The organism is Streptomyces sp. NPDC006140 (assembly GCF_040628815.1).
Lineage (GTDB): Bacteria > Actinomycetota > Actinomycetes > Streptomycetales > Streptomycetaceae > Streptomyces.
On sequence record NZ_JBEXTS010000026.1, the window covers coordinates 72,409 to 93,575 of the forward strand.

At 72.4% G+C, this 21,167-nt stretch carries 17 protein-coding genes; 11 read left to right on the forward strand and 6 right to left on the reverse strand.

The window, feature by feature from the left end; translation table 11 throughout:
• Positions 1-203: 203 nt before the first annotated feature.
• From ABZ386_RS40040 to ABZ386_RS40060, 5 genes are all read left to right on the forward strand, one after another.
• On the forward strand, positions 204-782 hold the full coding sequence (locus tag ABZ386_RS40040) for a hypothetical protein (RefSeq protein WP_351337339.1): 579 nt from the start codon (positions 204-206) through the stop codon (positions 780-782).
• Between the two features lie 132 nt (positions 783-914).
• Positions 915-1,661, forward strand: a complete 747-nt coding sequence (locus ABZ386_RS40045) for an FHA domain-containing protein (RefSeq protein WP_351337342.1) — start codon at positions 915-917, stop codon at positions 1,659-1,661.
• The gene (locus ABZ386_RS40050; protein ID WP_356501482.1) at positions 1,658-3,319 is read left to right on the forward strand and encodes a protein kinase; all 1,662 of its coding nucleotides are present in this window, start codon (positions 1,658-1,660) and stop codon (positions 3,317-3,319) included. Before ABZ386_RS40045 ends, ABZ386_RS40050 begins: the two co-directional genes overlap by 4 nt.
• A gap of 347 nt (positions 3,320-3,666) precedes the next feature.
• A complete protein-coding gene (locus tag ABZ386_RS40055; protein ID WP_351337346.1) occupies positions 3,667-4,407 on the forward strand; it encodes an FHA domain-containing protein in 741 nt (246 codons plus the stop codon).
• Positions 4,404-5,753, forward strand: coding sequence for a serine/threonine-protein kinase (locus ABZ386_RS40060; protein ID WP_351337349.1), 1,350 nt, complete (start codon positions 4,404-4,406; stop codon positions 5,751-5,753). Before ABZ386_RS40055 ends, ABZ386_RS40060 begins: the two co-directional genes overlap by 4 nt.
• Positions 5,754-5,782: 29 nt before the next feature.
• On the opposite strand, the gene ABZ386_RS40065 is transcribed toward ABZ386_RS40060, so the two are convergent.
• Complete coding sequence (locus tag ABZ386_RS40065; protein ID WP_351337352.1) at positions 5,783-6,292, reverse strand: Tat pathway signal protein; 510 nt, start codon at positions 6,290-6,292, stop codon at positions 5,783-5,785.
• A gap of 525 nt (positions 6,293-6,817) precedes the next feature.
• Here ABZ386_RS40065 and ABZ386_RS40070 point away from each other — a divergent pair.
• The 4 genes from ABZ386_RS40070 to ABZ386_RS40085 all read left to right on the forward strand — a co-directional run bounded on the left by ABZ386_RS40070 (position 6,818) and on the right by ABZ386_RS40085 (position 11,623).
• Positions 6,818-8,299 (forward strand): serine/threonine-protein kinase, encoded by a 1,482-nt coding sequence (locus ABZ386_RS40070; protein ID WP_358968407.1) that lies wholly within the window; start codon positions 6,818-6,820, stop codon positions 8,297-8,299.
• A gap of 147 nt (positions 8,300-8,446) precedes the next feature.
• A complete protein-coding gene (locus tag ABZ386_RS40075; RefSeq protein WP_351337355.1) occupies positions 8,447-8,908 on the forward strand; it encodes a peptidoglycan-binding domain-containing protein in 462 nt (153 codons plus the stop codon).
• A gap of 258 nt (positions 8,909-9,166) precedes the next feature.
• Positions 9,167-10,927 carry a serine/threonine-protein kinase gene (locus tag ABZ386_RS40080; protein WP_355718826.1) on the forward strand — a complete coding sequence of 587 codons (1,761 nt, stop codon included), beginning with the start codon at positions 9,167-9,169 and terminating at the stop codon, positions 10,925-10,927.
• Positions 10,928-11,020: 93 nt separating this feature from the next.
• Complete coding sequence (locus ABZ386_RS40085; RefSeq protein WP_358968392.1) at positions 11,021-11,623, forward strand: ALF repeat-containing protein; 603 nt, start codon at positions 11,021-11,023, stop codon at positions 11,621-11,623.
• 51 nt (positions 11,624-11,674) lie between these two features.
• Here the strand turns inward: ABZ386_RS40085 and purH are convergent, their stop codons facing one another.
• Positions 11,675-13,240, reverse strand: a complete 1,566-nt coding sequence (purH, locus tag ABZ386_RS40090; RefSeq protein WP_358968395.1) for a bifunctional phosphoribosylaminoimidazolecarboxamide formyltransferase/IMP cyclohydrolase — start codon at positions 13,238-13,240, stop codon at positions 11,675-11,677.
• Positions 13,237-13,875 (reverse strand): phosphoribosylglycinamide formyltransferase, encoded by a 639-nt coding sequence (purN, locus tag ABZ386_RS40095; protein ID WP_114254859.1) that lies wholly within the window; start codon positions 13,873-13,875, stop codon positions 13,237-13,239. Before purN ends, purH begins: the two co-directional genes overlap by 4 nt.
• Positions 13,876-14,204: 329 nt before the next feature.
• Here purN and ABZ386_RS40100 point away from each other — a divergent pair, with 329 nt between their 5' ends.
• Positions 14,205-14,981, forward strand: a complete 777-nt coding sequence (locus ABZ386_RS40100) for a hypothetical protein (RefSeq protein ID WP_351337367.1) — start codon at positions 14,205-14,207, stop codon at positions 14,979-14,981.
• A gap of 14 nt (positions 14,982-14,995) precedes the next feature.
• On the opposite strand, the gene ABZ386_RS40105 is transcribed toward ABZ386_RS40100, so the two are convergent.
• Positions 14,996-16,882: a DUF6350 family protein gene (locus ABZ386_RS40105; RefSeq protein WP_356501472.1), complete on the reverse strand. Its 1,887-nt coding sequence runs from the start codon at positions 16,880-16,882 to the stop codon at positions 14,996-14,998.
• Between the two features lie 96 nt (positions 16,883-16,978).
• Between ABZ386_RS40105 and ABZ386_RS40110 the strand changes: the two genes are divergently transcribed.
• Positions 16,979-18,424 carry a helix-turn-helix domain-containing protein gene (locus tag ABZ386_RS40110; RefSeq protein WP_358968398.1) on the forward strand — a complete coding sequence of 482 codons (1,446 nt, stop codon included), beginning with the start codon at positions 16,979-16,981 and terminating at the stop codon, positions 18,422-18,424.
• A gap of 186 nt (positions 18,425-18,610) precedes the next feature.
• Here the strand turns inward: ABZ386_RS40110 and sucD are convergent, their stop codons facing one another.
• Entirely contained in the window at positions 18,611-19,495 is an 885-nt protein-coding gene (gene sucD / locus ABZ386_RS40115) for a succinate--CoA ligase subunit alpha (RefSeq protein WP_094054536.1), read from the reverse strand.
• A 21-nt stretch (positions 19,496-19,516) separates the two neighbouring features.
• Positions 19,517-20,698 (reverse strand): ADP-forming succinate--CoA ligase subunit beta, encoded by a 1,182-nt coding sequence (sucC, locus tag ABZ386_RS40120; protein WP_037757371.1) that lies wholly within the window; start codon positions 20,696-20,698, stop codon positions 19,517-19,519.
• Positions 20,699-21,167: the final 469 nt, after the last annotated feature.

The window sequence follows — 21,167 nt, forward strand, 5'->3', positions numbered from 1 at the left end:
CCCGTATCCGCTCATGATCAAGGATGTTGCACTTGCACAACACATCGGGAATGCGGCTGGACAAGCCACTCAGTGGTGAAGAACGATGACCTGACAAGTGCCGCGGGCAGCTCAACGGGGGGACGGTCACCAGCTGAAGAACTCTCCTCCGCGCGGATGCCACGCGTCGTCCCCGCACTCGGAACAACGGAGGAAAGTCCGCCATGAGCTACGGCGACCCGAACAATCCCTACGGCGCTCCCCAGGGGCAGCAGCCGCAGCAGCCGGGCTACGGCTACCCGCAGCAGCAGGGGCAGGCGCCCGGTTACGGCTACCCGCAGGCACCTCCGGTCTCCCCCTACGGCGGCCCCCCGGCGCCGACCACGATGCCCGGCTCGGTGAGCGCGGCCCGCGTGATGATGTGGGTGATCGTCGGTCTGCAGGTCCTCGGCGTGGGCTTCTTCGCCTTCGCCGCCGCGGCCCTCAACGCCGCGAAGGACGACGAGTCCCTCAAGGACAACACCGCCTTCCAGGACCTGGTCGGCCAGTCGACCGGCGTGATCTGGGGCTACGTGGCGTTCGGCCTGGCCTGGCTGGTGTTCGCGGCCGTGCTGGCGACGAAGTTCAAGAACGGCGGCAACGGCGCCCGGATCACCATCCTGGTCTTCGCCATCATCACCGCCGTCCTCGGCATCTACCCGTTCATCCTCGTGGGCCTGGTGCACACCGTCCTGGCCATCCTGGTCGCGGTGTTCGTCGGCAACGCGAACGGCAAGGCCTGGTTCAACCGCCCCAAGTACTGAGCGGACCCGGTCGACCGGACCGGTTCGCGCCAATCACACCCAAGGGCCGTGTCTCACCCGTACGAGGGGGGCACGGCCCTGGTGCGTCGCCCTAGTCTGACGGTGGTAGCTGTCAGGCACGGGGAGAGCACCTTGTACAGCATCATCGTGGTACCTCCGCCGACCACGGAGGACGAGCGAAACCGCACCCAGATCAGGCTCGCGCCCGGCGAACGCCTCACCTTCGGCCGGTCCCCGCACGACAACGACCTGCGCATCGCCCACGACGGAGTCTCCCGCCGGGCCGGTGAGATCACCGCGCAGGGCGCCTTCTGGATCCTGAGCAACCTCAGCCGCGAACAGACGTACGTCGTGGAGAACCCGGAGGGCGCGGGCGAACACGTCAAGGTCGCGCCCGGGCGGCTGGACGCCCCCATCCCCTTCGAGTTCTCGCGGATCGTGCTGCCCGCCGCCGGGGACCTGCTGCCCCTGGAGGTGTGGGCGCCGCGCCACGACTACCTGAGCGGCACGGGCGGCCTCGACGGCGCCACGACCGCGCCGGCCTTCTCCGTCGACCGCACCAAGCGGTACTTCGCGGTCCTGGCCGCCCTGTGCGAACCGCGCCTGCGCGGCACCCCGCACGCGCCGCTGCCCACCGTCGACCAGGTCGCCGACCGCCTGCGCCCCACCTGGCCGGCCGCGTCCCGCACGTCCGTGCAGTGGAACATCGACTACCTCGCCGTGAAGCTGCGCCTGAAGCCGGGCCCGGAGAGCGCGGACACGGGCCCGCGGCTCAACGGCAAGAAGGAGTCCCTGGTCTCCCTGGCGCTCCGCTTCGACCTGGTCCGGGAGGACGACCTCGCCGTCCTGGCCGCCCCGCCGGGCCGGGTGACCCGGTGACCGAGCCCTACGCCGTGCCCGTGCCGAAGGGCTACCGGGTCGGCGTCTGGGAGGTGCGCGAGCCCATCGCGACCGGTGCCTTCGGCAGTGTGTACGCCGCCCGGCGCGTCGGCGACGCGGACCGGAGTGCCGGTGACGCCGCCGCGCGGCGGGAGGGCCGCTCCCGGCCCCGGGCGGGCGAGCCGGAGCTGCCCCGGACGGCGGCCCTGAAGTTCCTGCCCACCGGCACGGCGACGCCCCGCCGGCTGAGCCACCTGCGCGAGCTGATCGAGCGGGAGGTCGAGCTGTACCGGCGGCTGCGGCATCCGCGGCTGGTGCGGATGTACGAGACGCTGACGGTCGACGACCCGGACCGCCCGGAGCTGGACGGCGCCACCGTCCTCGTCCTGGAGCGGGCACAGGGCTCCCTGTCCGCGCTGCTCACCGCCGCACCCCGCCCCGCCGCCGGTCCCGCGCTGCTCGCGCAGATCTGCGAGGGGCTGGCCCAGCTGCACGGGGCGGGCTGGGTCCACGGCGACCTCAAGCCGGCCAACGTGCTGCTGATGGCGGACGGTTCGGTCCGCCTCGCCGACTTCAACATGGCCGCCGAGCTGGAGGGCACCCACGCCTACACCCCGGCCTTCTCGACGCCCGACTACACCCCGCCGGAACTGCTGTGGACCGAGATCGGCGAACGCGGCCGCCGCATCCGCCCGTCCGCCGATGTCTGGGCCTTCGGCGTCCTCGCCCACCTCGTCCTCACCGACTCCTTCCCGCTGCCCGGCGCCACCCCGACGGCCCGCCGCGACGCGGCGGCGGCCTACGCCCGCGGCACCGACGAACTGCGCCTGTCGCCCGCGCTCCCGGACACATGGCGGGAGATCGTGCGGGACTGCCTGACCCGTACCCACGCCGACCGGATCCCCAGCGACGACCTGCTGCGCCGGGTCGAGGCGGCTGCGGGCACCGGCCGCTCCCCCCGGCTGCCCCGGCGGCTGCTCCCGCGCCGCCGTTCCCGCCGTACGGGGATCCTGGCCACGGCGCTGGCCGTCGTCGCCTCCGTCCTCGGCTACGGCGTCAGCAACTGGGCGGACGCCGGGGGCTCGGGCGGCGAGAGCGAGAAGGTGACGCCCGCGAGCTACGGCGCCGACGAACTCCGTACCGACAAGGGCATTCCGGCGGCGTACCGCCGGCTGATCGTGGACTCCGCCCACGACTGCGTCCAGCCGGAGGTCACTCCCGCGCTGATCGCCGCGCTGCTGAAGGCCGAGAGCGACTTCGACCCCGATCTCTCCGATCCCGCGAAGGACGAGTACGGCATCGCCCGCTGGACTCCTGCCGTCCTGCGCTGGTGGATCCGTGACGACGGCGTCCCCGCGAAGGAGACCCCGAGTCCGCCCCTCAGCCCCTCCGAGTCCATTCCGGCCGTGGGCCGCTATCTGTGCTTCATCGAGCCGCGGTTGCGGGACGACCTGTCCGGAGACCGCCGGGTCCTGCTCGCCGCCGCCTACCGGACGTCGTACAGGAAGGTGAACGAAGCGGGCGGTGTTCCCCCGGCGAACCGCGTCTACGCCACCCGTGTCGCCCACTTCCTCAAGGAGTACACGCCGCAGGACCGTGACTACACCGACCGTGTCGCTCACTACCTGGAGGAGTACACCCCGCCCCGGACGGGGTGACCCTGAGAGTTCTGAGGTACTGCGCGCGGGCGGCCGGCGCCATGGTGGTCCTGTCCACCAACGGGGGTGCAAGACCGGACGGACTCGACCATGAAGGCATGCTCGCCTCGCAGGGCGCGGCGGCCGTACTCGCCACGGGCGCCGTCGCCCTGACGCCGACGGGCGCGTCCGCGGCAACAGGGCCGTCGCGGCCCGGCTTCGCCCGCGTCGCGGCTTCCGGCTCCCTCGGGGGAGGGCCGGAGGCCGCGACGCGCCATGCTGTCCCAAAGCTTCGCTCGCGCAATCAGGTCTCCCTTACCCTTTCCCCTGTTGAACGTTGAACTGGGGATCTTGAGGGGGACAGGTCCATGTACAGCGTCATCGTCGTGCCGCCGGACTGCGGCAGTGTGGACACCCAGGTACGCATCGCCGCCGGTGAGCGGCTCTCGTTCGGCAGGGCCGCGCCGGACGGCGGTCTGGCCATCGCGCACGAAGGGGTGCCCCGGGTCGCCGGGGAGATCACGGCCCACCGGTCCTTCTGGCTGCTGAGCAACCTCAGCGAGCACCAGACCTATGTGGTGGAGAACCCCGAGGGCGCCGGAGAACACCTCAAGATCGCGCCGGGGCGTCTTGAGGCGCCCGTGCCGTTCGAGTTCGCGCGGGTGGTCCTGCCCGCCGCGGGCGATCTGCTCACCTTCGATGTCTGGGCCCCGCGCCACGCCTTCCGCAGCGCCGACCGCCAGGGCCTGCCCGGTCCCGTCACGGCACCGGCGTTCGCCCTGGACCGCACCAGCAGGTACTTCGCGGTACTGGCCGCCCTGTGCGAGCCCCGGCTGCGCGGCGAGCCGCACGCGCCGCTGCCCGCGGTGGAGGAACTGGTGGAGCGGCTGCGGGACGTCTGGCCGACAGTCAGCCGGTCCGCCGTGTACTGGAACATCGACTACCTCGCCCTCAAACTGCGGCTGCGCCCGGGCCCCGGCACCGCCGAGCCCGGCCGGCGCGTAAACGGCAAGAAGGAGTCCCTGGTCTCCCTCGCGCTCCGCTTCGACCTGGTCCGCGAGGACGATCTGACGGTGCTGGCGGCCCCCGTGGCCGAGACGCTGCGATGACCGGCCGGTCCTACGCCGTTCCCGTCCCGAAGGGCTACCGGGTCGGCTCGTGGGAGGTACGCGAGCCCCTTGCCTCCGGCGCCTTCGCCACCGTGTACGCGGCACGGCTCGCCAAGGAGGGGGACCCGCAGCTGCCCGCTCGGGCGGCCCTGAAGTTCCTGCCCACCGGTACCCGCACCCCGCGCCAGCTACGGCATCTGCGGGAACTGGCCGAGCGCGAGGTGGAGTTGCTGGGCCGGCTGCGCGCACCGCGCCTGATCCGGATGTACGACACCCTGACGGTCGACGACCCGGACCACCCGGAGCTGGACGGCGCCACCGTGCTCGTACTGGAACTGGCCGAGGGCTCCCTGGGCGACGTACTGGAACTCGACCCGACACCGGAGTCGGCCCCGGCGCTGCTGACCCAGATCTGCGAGGGCCTGCACCAGCTGCATCACGCGGGCTGGGTGCACGGGGATCTGAAGCCCGCCAACGTGCTGCTGCTGGAAGGCGGATCAGTACGGCTGGCCGACTTCAACATGGCCGCCGAACTGGAGGGCACACACGCCTACGCCCCCGCCTTCGCGACGCCCGACTACACCCCACCGGAGCTGCTGTGGCCGGAGGTCGACGAGCGCGGCACGCGCATCCGCCAGACCGCCGACGTCTGGGCCTTCGGCGTCCTCGCCCATGTCGCCCTGACCGGTTCCTTCCCGCTGCCGGGCGGCAGCACGGAGGCCCGCACGGACGCGGCGACCCGGTACGCGCGCGGCACCGAGGAGCTGCGCCTGTCGCCCGAACTCCCGGACGCCTGGCGGGAAATCGTCCGGGACTGTCTGGCCCCCACGCACACGGCACGCCTCGCCCGAGTCCCCGACACCGAAGCCCTTCTGCGCCGCGTGGAAGAGGCCGCGGGCGCCTCCCCCTCCGCCCGGCTGCCGAGGCTACGACCCCGTCGGTGGCGCCGCCGGGTGCTGGTCGCGGCCCTTGCGGTCGCGGTGGTGCTGGGCGCGACGGCGGTGACGTACGCCCTGCGCGGCGAGCCACCTGCCGCTGCGGCACCGCCGAGCTGTGAGAAGCCGGCGGTCTACGAAGACGAGGAGTTCGGCCGCGGCTACACCGCCGGACAGAGCGATTCCTGGGACTTCACGATCAAGCGGGGCGACGGCGGCAGCCAGGTCCGCGAGGCCCAGTGCCTGCTCCGGTACCTGCACGGCATCGTCGAAGTCGGCGAGATCGACGGCGACTTCGGGCCGCTGACGCAGGGAGCCGTGGTGACGTTCCAGAAGCGGGAGGGCCTGGAGGCGGACGGGGTGGTGGGCGCGCGGACGTGGAGCGCGCTGCGGAAGGCCGACGAGGTCTGACCTTCCCTCACGGCCCGCGCGCCTGCCTGTCAGCCGCAGGAGTGGTACTTGTACCCCGCCTGACGCGAGTCGCCCTTGCGGTCCGGGAAGACGTACTTCCCCTCGGTGTTGCGGCGCAGATCGAAGGTGTGCTTCTTGCCCTCGTACCGCAGATACAGGGTCCTCTCGCTGTCGGTCGACCCACCGATCTTGTACATGTGCTTATTGACCCGGCTGAAGGTCTTCTCGCCCACGATGCCGTCCGCGGTTTCCCCCAGCTTCTTCTGCAGGTCGATTGTCGAATAGAGCGTGCGCCACCCGAAGTCCCCGTCGATGTGCTCCTTTTCGAAGATCTTGTTGTCGTAGTTCGTTGCGTAGGCTCCCTCCGCCCACAGGATGCGCTGCCACAGGCACGTCGCGTTGGAGCTTCGCCAGGGCGACGTGTGGGACAGCTCACCCTCGTCGTCCCAGTCGTCGGAGAACTTGCCGTACCCCCGTATCCACCCGTCGGACACCTTCGCCGAGGCCGGTGATGCCGCCAGTCCCAGTGTGGTCACCATGGCGGCGCCCAGGACCGCCGCTACTGCCCGTGAACGCTTCCTGAGAAAAACCATGTGCTCCCCCTCGGGTCGTGTTTGCCATGCGCAGAGTCACACGGAGGAGGCACGGTGTGACCCTCAAGAGTTTCAGGGTGGGTGCGGAAAGGACGGTGAGACCAGCCCGTACCGCCCTGACCCTCGTGACACCCGTCGCTCTGGCCCCCCGGCTCGTGCTGGCCGGCCCGGCCCTCGCCGCCGAGTCGTCCCCCTCGTCCGCCACCGCCCACCCGAAGACCGTCGAGGCGGTCATCAGGGAGGCCAACGAGGCCCTCGACACCGACACCCCGGAAGTCCTGCGCGCCTTCCCGGCGACCGGTTGCCGCCTGACCGTCGCCGAGGACGACCGCGTCCGCGTCGCCCGCATCCTCGTGGGGCAGTACGAGGTCGACGGCCAGGCCGCTCTCTGGAACGCCCTCGCTCCGCCCTTCGTTGGCGAGGGGAGGGTGGTCCTCATCGATCGGGGGAGGGGACGGATCCGTGCACAACGTGTCCGGACAGCAGCCGCACGCGGTGCCCGTACCGCAGGGCTACCGCGTGGACCACTGGGAGGTGCGGGAGCCTCTCGGCTCGGGTGCCTTCGCGACCGTGTACGCGGGCAGGCCGACCGGCGAGGCGGATCCGGCCCTGCCCCGCCGGGCCGCCCTGAAGTTCCTGCCGACCGGCACCCGCACCCCACGCCAGCTGCGTCATCTGCGCGAACTGGCCGAACGTGAGGTGGAGGTGCTGGGCCGGCTGCAAACCCCCCGCCTCATCCGCATGCACGAGACGCTGACGGTCGACGACCCGGACCACCCGGAGCTGGACGGCGCCACCGTCATCGTCCTGGAGCGGGCCGAGACCTCCCTGGACGCCGTACTGGCACACGACCCGACACCGCAGTCGGGCCCGGCCCTGCTGGCCCAGATCTGCGAGGGCCTGTACCAGCTGCACCACGCGGGCTGGATCCACGGTGACCTGAAACCGGCCAACGTCCTGCTCATGAAGGACGGTTCGGTACGGCTCGCCGACTTCAACATGGCCGCAGAACTGGAAGGCACCCACGCCTACGCCCCCGCCTTCGCCACGCCCGACTACACCCCGCCCGAACTACTGTGGCCGGAGGTCGACGAGCGCGGCACGCGTATCCGCCCGACCGCCGACGTCTGGGCCTTCGGCGTTCTCGCCCATGTCGTCCTGACGGGAGAGTTTCCGCTGCCGGGCGGCACGACGGAGGGGCGTATCGACGCGGCGACGCGCTACGCAGGCGGCACGGACGAACTGCGTCTGTCCCCCGAACTCCCCGACGGCTGGCGGGAGATCATCACCGATTGCCTGGCCCGCACACACGCCGAGCGCACCACCGCGGCGGCGCTGCTCCCACGTGTGGCAAAGGCCGCGGACGTCGCCACGCCGGCCCGGCTGCCCCGGCTGCGCCCCCGCTTCTGGCAGCGACGCCCCATACTCACGGCGACGCTCACGTTGGCCCTGCTCACCACGACGACGTCTACGGTCTCGGCCTACCGTCACGTGACGACGGACGACGGAACGCCGGTGTACGCGGCCCTGCCCAGAGACCTGGCGTTCCCCAGGAACTCCCGCGGCGAGGTCATCTACGGCTATCACCGCTGCCCGGAGGACAGTGTCTGCTTCTTCAGTGAGCACAACGGCAACGGCGACCTGTGCGTCTGGCAGGGTGACGACCGGGACTGGCAGTCGGGCAAGGACACCTGCGGCTGGGCCGACGGCGCCCCGGTGCGCTCGATCTTCAACAACATCGACGACACCCGGGAAGAGAGCGCCGTCGCCTACTTCCGGGGCACCGACTCCTCCCCCGCGGACGCGGACCGCCGCCGCTTGGCGCAGCGCACCGGGTGCAGCGCGGTGAACAGCATGGGCAACCTGGCGGGCACGTACGCGCCGCGCTCGCACGAGCTGATCGACAGTTGCTCGTCGTTCACGGCGGTGGTGGATGTCCTGACGCCGTGGTGAAGGGTCGGGCAGAGGGACTCATGTGGTGCGAGGCGAGCCTCTCGCCTGACGGCCCTGAAACATTTCAGGTTCACCACACCGCTTCCCCTGACCATGATTGCGGCGCGGACAAGTCAGAAGAAACCCGCACAGCATAGGGAGAGCCACATGATCCAGAATCGCCCGCTCCGCACCAGGGCAGCCGTTTTCGCAGGAGTCCTCACGGCCAGTCTCGTGGGCGGCATGATCGCTGCCGCACCGACCACGTCCGCCGCCTCGTATCCGACGTGCAACGGCGTCACGCGGGTGAAGGCCGGCGGGACGGACACCGTCAATCAGCCGTATTACAAGGGCAACGGCACCAGGAACTGCATCCTGCAGTACGGCAACGAGAGCTCGGCCGTCAAGGAACTGCAGTTCAACCTGGTCCACTGCCACAACCTGAGTACCGGCGGGATCGACGGCGTCTACGGGGACAAGACACGTGAGGCCGTCGAGGCGGTGCAAAGGGACGCGAGGATCAAGGTGGACGGGGTCTACGGCCCTGACACCCGCAAGGCGATGGACTGGTACTTCTACCGGAACGGCGACCCCGGGCGCAGCTGCCTGCCCGGTAGCTTCATCGGCTGACCAGGATCCGCGGTCCTGACCTCGATTCCGGAGTCGCGGTCAGGACCGCCGCCGCCTTGCTTGTCACCGTCGGCGACGACACCAGCTTCCCCACCGCCATCCACCTGGCCTCCGGTACCGGTCCTTCCACGAACCCAGAACCCGACACCTCGCTTGACGAAAGACCAGAGGCACCCCCGGGGCCGGGACGATAGCCTCTCATCCGCCGACTGGCGTGGCATGAGAGCACGTTGCGAAGGAAAGCAGGTCGGGGGACCCATGACAGACCAGCCAACCGGGTCGCCGTACACACCGGTGTACGGCGGCACCGCGCTGCCGCAGGCCGGCGTCGGCCCGCTCCGCCCCGCCGACCCCGGCCGCATCGGGCCCTACCTTTCCCTCGGCCTGCTCGGCAGCGGCGGCATGGGCAGGGTCTACCTGGCGCGGCATGCGGACGGGACGCCCGGGCTCGCGGCGGTGAAGGTCATCCGCCCCGAGTACGCCGAGAACGCGGACTTCCGGCGGCGGTTCGAGCGGGAGGCCACCGTGCACGCGCGCGTGGGCGCGCCCTACACCCCGGAGCTGCTGGGCACGGGATTCGAACCCGCCACGGACACGCTGTGGATGGCGACGGTCTACTTACCCGGCCTCAACCTCGCGGAGGCGGTGCGCGAGTGCGGGGTGCTGCGGCCGGACGGGGCGTGGCGGCTGGTCGGTGATCTCGGGCGGGCGCTCGGCGCGCTGGCCGCGACCGGCATCGTGCACCGGGACCTCAAACCGTCGAACGTCCTGCTGACCCGGCAGGGCGCCCACGTCGTCGACTTCGGCATCGCGCAGGCCGTCGACGCCAGCGCGATCACCACGACCGGCAACCGCGTCGGCACGCCCGCCTTCATGTCCCCCGAGTACCTCAAGGACGGTCGCTGCGACACGGCATCGGACGTGTTCTGCTGCGCGAGCACCGTCGTCCACGCGGTCACCGGGCACGCCCCCTTCGGTGACGGCACCGGCGTGGACGTCCTGCACCGCATCGCGTCGGAGGAGCCCAACGCGGAGGTCATGGCCGGGCTCCGGGCGGCCGACCCGGCCCTGTCCGACCTCCTGACGGCCTGCCTCTCCAAAGACCCGTCCCACCGCCCGACGCCGGAGGACCTGGTCGAGGCGTCCCTGTCCCAGCCCCGGTCCACTGTCTGGCAGGAGCCGTTGGCGACCCGCCTCCTCACCCGGCAGCGGGCCTGCGAGACGCTGTGGGAGAGCCCGTTACCGCGGCCGGAGGCACGGCAGGCGGTGGGCCAGGGGCCGGGCCTCGGAGGGGCGGCGGGTCAGCCGGCGGTGGGGTCGGGCTTGGGGCCGGCGGCGGGTCAGCCCGCGGCAGTGCCGGGTTTCGGGCCCGCGTCGGACACGCCCGCGGGCGGTACTCCGGCCCGGCGGCGCGGGAAGCCGTACGCGGCCCTCGTCGCCGTCCTCACGGTGTGCGCCGTCGCCGTCGCCGCCTACGTGGTCACGCGCCCGGCGCCCGCAGCCGACGGCACCGGATCGGCCGCCGCGACCGCCAGTGCGTCCGGCCCGGGCGACGACCACACCAGCCTGCCGGGGTTCACCGTCCCGAGCACTTCTTCCCCGACCGGGAAGCCGAAGCCCCCCGAGCGCCCGGACACCACGACGCCCAGCCCGGACGAGAAGCCCCGGGGCGAGGCCCGTCCCACCCCGCCTCCCGCACCGCGGACGACGCAACCCCGTCCCTCCCCCTCGACACCACCCTCACAGAGGCCTACCACCCCGGCCGAGCCCCCGTGGCTCACCGACTGCACCTACTACTCCGGCACCGAACTCACCCGGCGGGGCGACCGCGGCCAACGTGTGGTGCAGGTGCAGTGCATGCTGACCGAGCGCGGCTACGGCGTGGGCGGCTCGGGCGTGGACGGCTCGTTCGGCAAGGACACAGCGGCGGCGGTACGGGCCTTCCAACGGGACAAGGGGCTGGAGGTGGACGGCCAGGTCGGGCCCAAGACCTGGGCGGCACTGCGCAGTTCACAGTGAGGGGCCGCTCGCCGCTGCCGTAAATGAGCCACCGCCCGGACCGCGACATGCGAACATGCTCTCGATTCCCTTGACCGAGAGGAACGTTGACGCATGAGACTCACCCGCGGTGCCCTGCTCGTCGCCGCCGGCGCGCTGACCCCGGCCCTGCTGCTCACCGCCCCGGCCTCCGCCGCCGTCCCGGCTTCCACGTCCGTCCCGGTGGCCGCGGCCGCGGTCGCGCAGACGGACGGCACGCCGGTGGACGAGATGTCCGAGGACGACCTCCGCATCGCGATCCTGCGCATCCTGGCGGACGAGGACAGCGGCCGTGGCGTCGTACGCGAGGCCAACGAGGCGCTCGACGGCACCGTGGAGGACATGCGGGAGTTCCTGAAGACGGGCTACCGCCTCGCCCAGGCCGAGGACGACCGGGTCGCCATCGCCCGCATCCTGGCCGACCCGGACTCCGGCCGCGGCGTCAAGAGGGAGGCCACCAAGGCCCTCGACGCGAACACCCCGGAAGCCCTGCGCGCCTTCCTGGAGACCGGCCACCGCCTCGCCCAGGCCGAGGACGACCGCGTCGCCATCGCCCGCATCCTGGCCGACCCGACCATCAGCCCGACGCTCCGCGCGGCCGCCGAGGACGCGATCGACGGCACCCCGGAGGAGCTGCGGTACTTCCTGGAGGTCGGGCGGTACGAGGTCGACGGCTGAGACGGGCGGAGCGGGACGGCGATGCGTCGCCGTCCCGCTCCGACACCCGTGTCAGTGGAAGAAGTGCCGCGTCCCGGTGAAGTACATCGTGACGCCGGCCTTCCGCGCGGCCTCGACGACCAACTCGTCACGGACCGAACCGCCGGGCTGGACCACGGCCTTCACCCCGGCCTCGGTGAGGATCTCCAGGCCGTCCGGGAAGGGGAAGAACGCGTCGGAGGCGGCGTAGGAGCCCGCCGCGCGCTCGGCGCCCGCCCGCTCGACGGCCAGCTTCGCGGAGTCCACCCGGTTGACCTGCCCCATGCCGACACCGACCGAGGCGCCGTCCTTGGCGAGCAGGATCGCGTTGGACTTCACCGCGCGGCAGGCCTTCCAGGCGAAGGCCAGCTCGGCCAGCGCGGCCTCGTCCAGCGCCTCACCGGTGGCCAGCGTCCAGTTGGCCGGGTCGTCGCCGTCGGCCTGGAGCCGGTCGGTGACCTGGAGCAGCGCGCCCCCGTCGATCGGCTTGACCTCGACCGGGGCGGAGGGGCCGTCGGCGCAGCGCAGCACGCGGATGTTCTTCTTCTTGGTGAGCGCCTCCAGGGCGCCGTCCTCGTAGCCGGGCGCGACGATGACCTCGGTGAAGATCTCCGCGACCTGCTCGGCCATCTCCTTGCTGACCGGGCGGTTGACCGCGATCACACCGCCGAACGCCGACAGCGGGTCGCAGGCGTGCGCCTTGCGGTGCGCCTCGGCGACGTCCGCGCCGATCGCGATGCCGCAGGGGTTGGCGTGCTTGATGATCGCGACACAGGGCTCGGCGTGGTCGTACGCGGCACGGCGGGCGGCGTCCGTGTCCGTGTAGTTGTTGTACGACATCTCCTTGCCGTGCAGCTGCTCGGCCTGGGCGAGACCGCCGCCCTCCGGGGAGACGTAGAGCGCGGCGGGCTGGTGCGGGTTCTCGCCGTAGCGCAGGGTGTGCTCACGCTCCCAGGTGGCGCCGAGGAAGTCGGGGAACCGCGACTCGTCGACCGGGGCGTAGGAGGAGGCGAACCAGGAGGCGACGGCGACGTCGTAGGCGGCCGTGTGCTGGAAGGCCTCCGCGGCGAGCCGCTTGCGGGTGGCGAGGTCGAAGCCGCCGTTCTGGACGGCCTTGAGCACGTCGGCGTACCGGGCCGGGCTGGTGACGACCGCGACCGAGGGGTGGTTCTTGGCGGCGGCGCGGACCATCGACGGACCGCCGATGTCGATCTGCTCCACGCACTCGTCGGGCGAGGCGCCGGAGGCCACGGTCTCGCGGAACGGGTAGAGGTTGACGACGACGAGGTCGAACGGCTCGACACCCAGCTCGGCGAGCTGCCGCTGGTGGTCCTCCAGCCGCAGGTCGGCGAGGATGCCGGCGTGCACGCGCGGGTGCAGCGTCTTCACGCGGCCGTCCAGGCACTCGGGGAAGCCGGTGAGTTCCTCGACCTTGGTGACGGGGACGCCGGCAGCGGCGATCTTCGCGGCGGTGGAACCGGTGGAGACGAGCTCGACCCCGGCCTCGTGGAGCCCGCGCGCGAGGTCCTCGAGACCGGTCTTGTCGTAGACGCTGACGAGCGCCCGGCGAAGGGGCCGCTTGTTGCTCTCGGCGGTCACTGGATAACTACCTTTCGTCCCTCAATGCGATAGCCGTTGCGGGCGAGCCGCCCCACGACCTCGACGAGCAGCCTTCGCTCGACTTCCTTGATGCGCTCGTGCAGAGCGCCTTCGTCGTCCTCGTCCCGGACCTCCACCACGCCCTGCGCGATGATCGGGCCGGTGTCGACGCCGTCGTCGACGAAGTGGACGGTGCAGCCGGTGACCTTGGCGCCGTACGCGAGCGCGTCCCGTACGCCGTGGGCTCCCGGGAAACTGGGCAGCAGGGCGGGGTGCGTGTTGACGAACCGCCCGCCGAACCGGGCCAGGAACTCCTTGCCGACGATCTTCATGAACCCGGCGGAGACGACGAGGTCGGGCTCGTGGGCGGCGACGGCCTCGGCGAGGGCGGCGTCCCACTCCTCGCGGCTGCCGTAGTCCTTGACCTTGCACACGAAGGTCGGCAGCCCGGCGCGCTCGGCGCGGGCCAGCCCTTCGATGCCCTCGCGGTCGGCGCCGACGGCGACGACCTCGGCCCCGTACTCCTGCGCGCCGGTGGCGGCGATCTCGTCGAGCAGCGCCTGGAGGTTGGTGCCGGATCCGGAGACCAGCACGACGAGGCGCTTGGCGCGCGGGGCCACGGGCTTGGCGGCCACGGTGGTGGGCCTTTCTCGGGGGAGCGTCTGTCCAGGCGGCCGGACCTTGGCGTATCACCTTGGCGTTTGTACATTCATACGAATGCTTCGCGCCCCCGGATACGGGGAAGCCTACGAACCGGCCGACCGTCAGCAACGATACCGGCACACCGGACGGCCCCCACGGGACGGGGGCCGGGCCGGGAGGTAGCGTCTGGGCGGAGCCGGTTCGGGAACGCCGTCCGGACGCGGTGCGTTCAGGAGGTGTCGGACCCGGGCCCGACATCGACATCGACATCGTCCAGTTCTGTCCACTCATTCCTCCTCACCTACGGGAAGACGCTCACTTGATGCCGGACCGCAGCCTGCGACTCCTCACGTTCCCCCAGCTGTCTGCACAGGGAGGGGAGCGCGGCGCCGTGCTGCTGCGGGAGCGCCCCAGCTCACCGCCCGACGCACCGTCGGACGGCAGCGGGGACGGGCGAGGGCGCGGCTCCCAGGAGGACAACCCGTTCGCCCCGCCGCCCGAGGGCACCCCGGACCGGCCCTGGCAGCCGCGCCGCCCGTCGGGCGAGGACTCGGAGGGCGAGGGCGGGCGCGACCGCTCGCCGTGGGGCAGCCACTGGAGCGACCGCCAGCCCGGCCGCTCCCAGGGCGGCTTCGGCGAACGCCCCCGCGGCGGCCCCGAGGGCCCGGGCGGCCCCCAGAGCGGCGGCCCGAACATGCGCTGGGACCCTACGGACCCGGCCCAGCGCCGCGCCCGCTACGCCCTGCTGTCGGGCATGTGGGCCTTCTTCTTCGCCCTCTTCAGCTGGCCGTACGTCGCGCTGCTGCTGGGCGCGCTGGCCCTCTACTGGGCCATCAGCTCCCTGCGCGCCAAGCCCCGCAGGCCCGACCCGGACGCCCCGGCCCCCGAGCAGCAGGGCCGCCCCCAGACGACGGCGGCGGTGAGCGGCCTGGTCACGGCCTCCCTGGCCATCGCCCTGGTCGCCGCGTCGTTCACGGCCCAGCTGGTCTACCGCGACTACTACACGTGCACGAACGACGCCCTGACGAACGAGGCGAAGCAGTCCTGCTCCAAGCTCCTGCCCGAGGAGCTGCGAGGGGTGCTGGGGACGAACGGCTGACGCTTCGCGCCGGCCTATGGACGGCCCTGCTCGGAGGTGGGGGCGTCGGATGGGGGTGTGGTGCCGTGGGGGTGCGGTTCGCGGGGCGGGTCGGACGGCAGGAAGTCGTAGGGCTCGAAGGCGGTGTCGTCCTGGTCGCTGAGGCCGTACAGGGCGTCGTGATCGAAGGGCGCGTACGGCACGTAGGGCTCGTACGGGGTGTCCGGCGTGGGCTCCGGACCACGCGGCGGCGTCCTCTCGTCCGCCGGTGACGCGTCATCCCCGGCACGACCAGGGACTCCGGAATGCCCGGCGGCTCCGGCCCGGCCGGAACCGCCGGTGCCTCCCGCGACTCCGGCGATCCCGGCGACTCCCGGGCGCCTGAACCAACGCCCGCCCGGACGCGGCCCGGTCCGCAACCGCACGCCCCGGCGCCGGCCCTCGCGCCCGCCCCCGCGCGCGCCCTCGGCCGTCTCCTCCCGCTGCCTTCCGATCGCCGGCTCCCCCGACCGCGGCGACCGGCACCGCCAGGCCCGCACCCCCACGGCCGTCGGGATCGCCACCAGCGCGAGCCACGCCAGTGTCGCGGCGCCCACCTGCCACCACACCGGTCCGAAGCCGGCCAGGACGGCGACCCCGAGCGGCCCGCCCGCCAGCGCGGCGAGCCCCGCGAGCCCGGCCGCGCAGAACAGCCCCGCGAGACCGGCGGCACGGGCGGTGCGCCCCGCCGACCAGGCCCCGGCCCGCCCGCCGTCCGACCCCTTTCCCCCGCCGTCCTCGGCCGCACCCTTCGCCACCATCCAGCCGACGACGACGCCCGCGACCACCGGCACGACCCCGGCCGCCCAGTTCACCGGCGCCCCCTCCCCCGCCTCCGGCACCGCCGCCAGCAGCGGAAACGGCGGCAGGAACGGAGCCGGCGCGGAGGACAGCGGGCTGACGACATGGCGGGCACCGAGGGCGAAACCGGGGCCGAGGGCGTAGGCGGCACCCCACACCGCCGCGTTCGGCAGCAGGGCCGCGCAGAGCAGCAGCACCGCGAACCGCCCCGACCACGCCTCGGTCAGCCGGAGCAACGACGCCTGGGCCGCCGTACCGTGCCCCGCCAGCGACACCGCCACGAGCAGCGCGCCGCCCCCGACCAGCACCGCCAGCCCGGCCGCCGCCGCCCGGGCTACGACACCCGGGCGGCCGTGCGGGCCGAGGACCAGCGGCCGTACTCCCGCCGGCAGCACGCCCAGCAGCCGCCGCAGCGGCCCGCCCGGACGGCCGTACGCCGACCACACACCCGCCCCGGCGGCCACGACCGCGACCAGCGGCACGGACACCGCCGTCCACACCCACGACGGCCGCAGCGCACCGCCTGCGGCGTACAGGGCCGCGGGCGCGGCGACGGCGAGGTAGCCGAGGACGACGCCCGTCCAGGCGGTGCGGGCGGAGACCAGCGGCGGCCCGTCGCCCGGCGCGGCGGCCTCGCCGAAGCCCTCGTCCCCGCGGAAGCCCTCGTCCCCGCGGAAGCCGTCATCCCCGTGGAAGCCGTCGTTCTCGTCCCCCGCCCCGCCGTCCGTGGCGTCCCGTGCCGCCCGGTGCAGCAACCACACGGGCAGCGCGAGCAGCAGCAGCGGGGTGAGGCCGACAGGGGCGGGGACGCCGGAGAGCGTGTCGGTGCGGACCAGTTCGGCTCCGTGGGCCAGCAGCCAGAGCGCCGCCGCCACGTGCAGCGCGCCGCCGGGGCCGCTGTCGGGATACGGGGAGCTGATCCACAGCATCATCACCAGCATGGCGAACGACGCGAGCCCCAGGCCCGCCGCGACCGCACCGGCCATCAGGCCGCCGACCAGTCCGGGCGTACGGTCGCGCATCCGGGTGAGCAGGGGTGACGACGGACGTCGGCGAGCGGTCATCTCGATCACGCTCGCCATGCTCCCAACGACACGCGCTTTCCCGTCGTAACAGGCGAACCACCGCTGTGTCGCTCAATATACGTTTATGTACTTTTCTGTTCGGAGGGGCGCGCTGTGACGCAGAGCCCTGCCATGCCGCTCCCCCCGCCGAAGGAACGCCGACGCCTGCGTGAGGCCGCCTCGCTGACGCGGGCTCAGCTGGCCTCCCGGGTGGGCGTCACCAGCGAGACGGTGCGCGGGTGGGAGACCGGCCGCGTCCCGCCGCGCGGCCGGAAAGGGGAGAAGTACGCGAAGGTACTGAACTCGCTGGGCACGGCGGGGGATGTGACGCCGCCTCACGCCAGTGACGCCGACCCTTACGACCCGGCATCCGACGAGGTGACGCCCCACCGCCCCCGCGCCCGCGCCCGCGCCCGTGCCCAGCGCGGGACCGCCGCCACGGCGGAGAGCGAACCGGCCGTCGATCGAGCGCGCACGCCGGGCCCCGGCCGAGGGCGCCCACCGGCCCCCGATCGCGGCCGGTTCCCGGTCCTCGATCACGGGGACACTCCCGTTCCCGATCGGGCGGCCTCAGTCCCCGTCCTTGACCGAACGGCCTCAGTCCCCGTACTTGACCGAACGGCATCGGTTCCCGCCCTTGACCGGGCGGCCTCGGTCCCCGTTCTCGACCGAGACCGCCCCCCGACGCTCGACCGGAGCCCCGCCCCCACCCCCGCTCCCGCCCGGGCAGCGGGGCCGCGGCGGCCGGATACCGCGATCGGCGCCCTCACGCCCGAGCAGGCCTTCGACGCGCTGTACGCCTTCTGCGCCCCCGCGCTCGTCCGGCAGACCTACCTGCTGACCGGGCGCCGGGAGCTGGCCCGGGAGGCGGTGGAGCGGGCGTTCCAGAACGCCTGGCAGCGCTGGCCCGAGGTGGCCCGTGACCGCGACCCGGCGGGCTGGGTGCGCGCGGCGGCGTACGAGTGCGCGCTCTCCCCGTGGCACCGGTTCCGCCCCCGCTACCGATACTCCGAGCCGCCCCCTTCCGACCCGTACGACCGGGCGCTGCTGGACACCCTGCTGAAGCTCCCGCCCTCGTACCGCCGCACGCTGCTGCTGTACGACGGGGTCGGGCTCGGCCTGCCGGAGACAGCGGCGGAGACCGAGGCGAGCACCCGCGCGGCGGCGAACCGGCTGGTGCACGCGCGCGAGGCCGTCGCCGAGCGGCTGCCGGAGCTGGCGGACCCGGAGACGCTCCACTGGCGGCTGGTCGAACTGGCCTCCATCGAGCGGCTGCGGGCCGCCAAACCGCCGGTGGTGCGGCAGGGCGGGGAACGCCGGGCCCGCTTCTGGACCCGGGCCGCCATCGCGTTCACGGTCGCCCTGATCGGCACCACGGCCCTCACCGTCCGCACCGCCCCGACGCGCTATGAGCCGCCCGTACCGCGGGGCGAGACGGTTCAGGGCGTGCCGCCACGGGTCGCGCCCGGGCCGCTGTCGGAGTCGGAGCGGGAACTGCGGGCGAAGCTGCGCGAGGCGGAGCAGAAGGGGCCGGAGCGGCTGATGCCGCAGCCACGGTGACGGGCTGGTGCGGCAGGCATGAACGGCGGTTGCGGTGTGAGCGGCGGCTTCGGCGTACACGGCAGTGCCGGCGTAAACGGCCGTGCCGGCGTAAACGGCCGTGCCGGTGTAAACGGCCGTGCCGGTGTAAACGGCCGTGGGCCCGCCCCCTGACAGGGAACGGGCCCACGGTCAATCCGAGTGGCTTCAGCCGGCGAGGATCTCGCGCGCCAGCTTGGCCGTCTCGGTCGGCGTCTTGCCGACCTTGACGCCGGCGGCCTCGAGGGCCTCCTTCTTCGCGGCGGCCGTGCCGGAGGAGCCGGAGACGATGGCACCGGCGTGGCCCATGGTCTTGCCCTCGGGCGCGGTGAAGCCCGCGACGTAGCCGACGACCGGCTTCTTCACGTTCTCCTTGATGAAGGCCGCGGCCCGCTCCTCGGCGTCGCCGCCGATCTCACCGATCATGACGATCAGGTCGGTGTCGGGGTCGGCCTCGAACGCGGCGAGCGCGTCGATGTGCGTGGTGCCGATGACCGGGTCGCCACCGATGCCGACGGCGGACGAGAAGCCGATGTCCCGCAGCTCGTACATCATCTGGTACGTCAGCGTGCCGGACTTCGACACCAGGCCGATGCGGCCCGGCTTGGTGATGTCGCCCGGGATGATGCCGGCGTTGGACTGGCCCGGCGTGATGAGACCGGGGCAGTTCGGGCCGATGATGCGGGTCTTGTTGCCCTTGGACACGGCGTAGGCGTAGAACGCGGCCGAGTCGTGGACGGCGATGCCCTCGGTGATGACGACCGCGAGCGGGATCTCGGCGTCGATGGCCTCGACGACGGCGGCCTTGGCGAAGGCCGGCGGGACGAAGAGGACGGATACGTTCGCGCCCGTCTTCTCGATCGCCTCGGCGACCGTGCCGAAGACCGGGATCTCGGTGCCGTCGACGTCGACGGTCGTGCCCGCCTTGCGCGGGTTCACGCCACCGACGATGTTCGTGCCGTCGGCCAGCATGAGCTTGGTGTGCTTCATGCCCGTGGCACCGGTCATGCCCTGGACGATGACCTTGCTGTCCTTGTTGAGGAAGATAGCCATGGCTGTGTAGTCCCTCGTCCCTTACTTCGCAGCAGCCGCGAGCTCGGCGGCCTTGTCGGCCGCGCCGTCCATGGTGTCCACGCGCTGGACCAGCGGGTGGTTGGCGTCGGAGAGGATCTTGCGACCCAGCTCGGCGTTGTTGCCGTCCAGCCGGACGACGAGCGGCTTGGTGACGTCCTCGCCCTTGTCCTTGAGCAGCTGCAGCGCCTGGACGATGCCGTTGGCGACCTCGTCGCACGCGGTGATGCCGCCGAAGACGTTGACGAACACGGACTTGACGTCCGGGTCGCCGAGGATGATCTCCAGGCCGTTCGCCATGACGGCGGCGGAGGCGCCGCCACCGATGTCGAGGAAGTTGGCGGGCTTCACGCCACCGTGCTTCTCACCGGCGTAGGCGACGACGTCCAGGGTGCTCATGACGAGACCCGCGCCGTTGCCGATGATGCCGACCTCGCCGTCGAGCTTGACGTAGTTGAGGTTCTTGGCCTTGGCGGCGGCCTCGAGCGGGTTGGCCGCGTCCTTGTCCTGGAGGGCCTCGTGCTCCGGCTGGCGGAACTCGGCGTTCTCGTCCAGCGAGACCTTGCCGTCCAGGGCGATGACGTCACCGGAGGCGACCTTGGCCAGCGGGTTGACCTCGACCAGGAGGGCGTCCTCCTTGATGAAGGTGTCCCACAGCTTGACGAGGACGTTGACGACCTTGTCGGCGACCTCGGCCGGGAACTTGGCGGCCTCGACGATCTCGCGGGCCTTGGCCTCGGTGACACCCTCGTTGGCGTCGATCGGCGTCTTGGCGACGGCCTCCGGACGGGTGGCCGCCACCTCCTCGATCTCCATGCCGCCCTCGACGGACGCGATGGAGAGGAAGGTGCGGTTGGCACGGTCCAGGAGGAAGGAGACGTAGTACTCCTCCACGATCTCCGGGGCCGTCTCGGCGATCATCACCTTGTGGACCGTGTGGCCCTTGATGTCCATGCCGAGGATGTTGGTCGCGTGCTCGACCGCCTCGTCGGGGGTGGCGGCGAGCTTGACGCCACCGGCCTTGCCGCGGCCGCCGACCTTCACCTGGGCCTTGACGACGGACTTGCCACCGAGGCGCTCGGTGGCTGCGCGGGCCGCCTCAGGCGTGTCGATGACTTCACCGGCCAGCACCGGTACATCGTGCTTGGCGAAGAGGTCCCTCGCCTGGTACTCGAACAGGTCCACGCGCTTCCGTCCCTATCAGTGATCTCGCGGTTCGTTGTCTGCGTGGGCGTGCCGCGAGGGCAACGTGACGTCCGCTGTCTGTCACAAGGGAGGCGCACACGGTGTCCGAGCGCGCGGCATGTCCGTCTCGCAGGTTATCGCTGCTTCCGGGGGGCCTCTAAATCGAGGGTCACACCCGAGCGGTGATACCTGTCACATGATGCCGCCCTCTCTGGCACGGCGTGCCGGGTGTGAGGAGCGGGTGGCGCGGGGGTGAGGGGCCTCACCGGGCTGGGGTTGACCCGGTGAGGCCCGTCGAACACCCCCGAGGGAGCACAGAGACCCTGTTCAGGGCCCGGCTCTACGGGGTGCGGGGTGGGGGGGGGGGGCCCCCCCCCGGGGGGGGGGGCCCCCCCCCCCCCCGCGGGGGCGGGGGGCGCCCTCCCGCCGGGGGCGGGCGCGGGGGGGGGGGGGGCGGGGGGTGGTGGGG

Excerpts from the sequence above, each read along its gene's own strand:
- ABZ386_RS40065 (WP_351337352.1), bottom strand. The coding sequence starts at position 6,292 with ATGGTGACCACACTGGGACTGGCGGCATCACCGGCCTCGGCGAAGGTG.
- ABZ386_RS40075 (WP_351337355.1), top strand. The coding sequence starts at position 8,447 with ATGATCCAGAATCGCCCGCTCCGCACCAGGGCAGCCGTTTTCGCAGGA.
- sucD (WP_094054536.1), bottom strand. The coding sequence starts at position 19,495 with ATGGCTATCTTCCTCAACAAGGACAGCAAGGTCATCGTCCAGGGCATG.
- ABZ386_RS40085 (WP_358968392.1), top strand. The coding sequence starts at position 11,021 with ATGAGACTCACCCGCGGTGCCCTGCTCGTCGCCGCCGGCGCGCTGACC.
- ABZ386_RS40080 (WP_355718826.1), top strand. The coding sequence starts at position 9,167 with ATGACAGACCAGCCAACCGGGTCGCCGTACACACCGGTGTACGGCGGC.
- ABZ386_RS40040 (WP_351337339.1), top strand. The coding sequence starts at position 204 with ATGAGCTACGGCGACCCGAACAATCCCTACGGCGCTCCCCAGGGGCAG.
- ABZ386_RS40060 (WP_351337349.1), top strand. The coding sequence starts at position 4,404 with ATGACCGGCCGGTCCTACGCCGTTCCCGTCCCGAAGGGCTACCGGGTC.
- ABZ386_RS40105 (WP_356501472.1), bottom strand. The coding sequence starts at position 16,882 with ATGGCGAGCGTGATCGAGATGACCGCTCGCCGACGTCCGTCGTCACCC.
- ABZ386_RS40100 (WP_351337367.1), top strand. The coding sequence starts at position 14,205 with ATGCCGGACCGCAGCCTGCGACTCCTCACGTTCCCCCAGCTGTCTGCA.
- ABZ386_RS40055 (WP_351337346.1), top strand. The coding sequence starts at position 3,667 with ATGTACAGCGTCATCGTCGTGCCGCCGGACTGCGGCAGTGTGGACACC.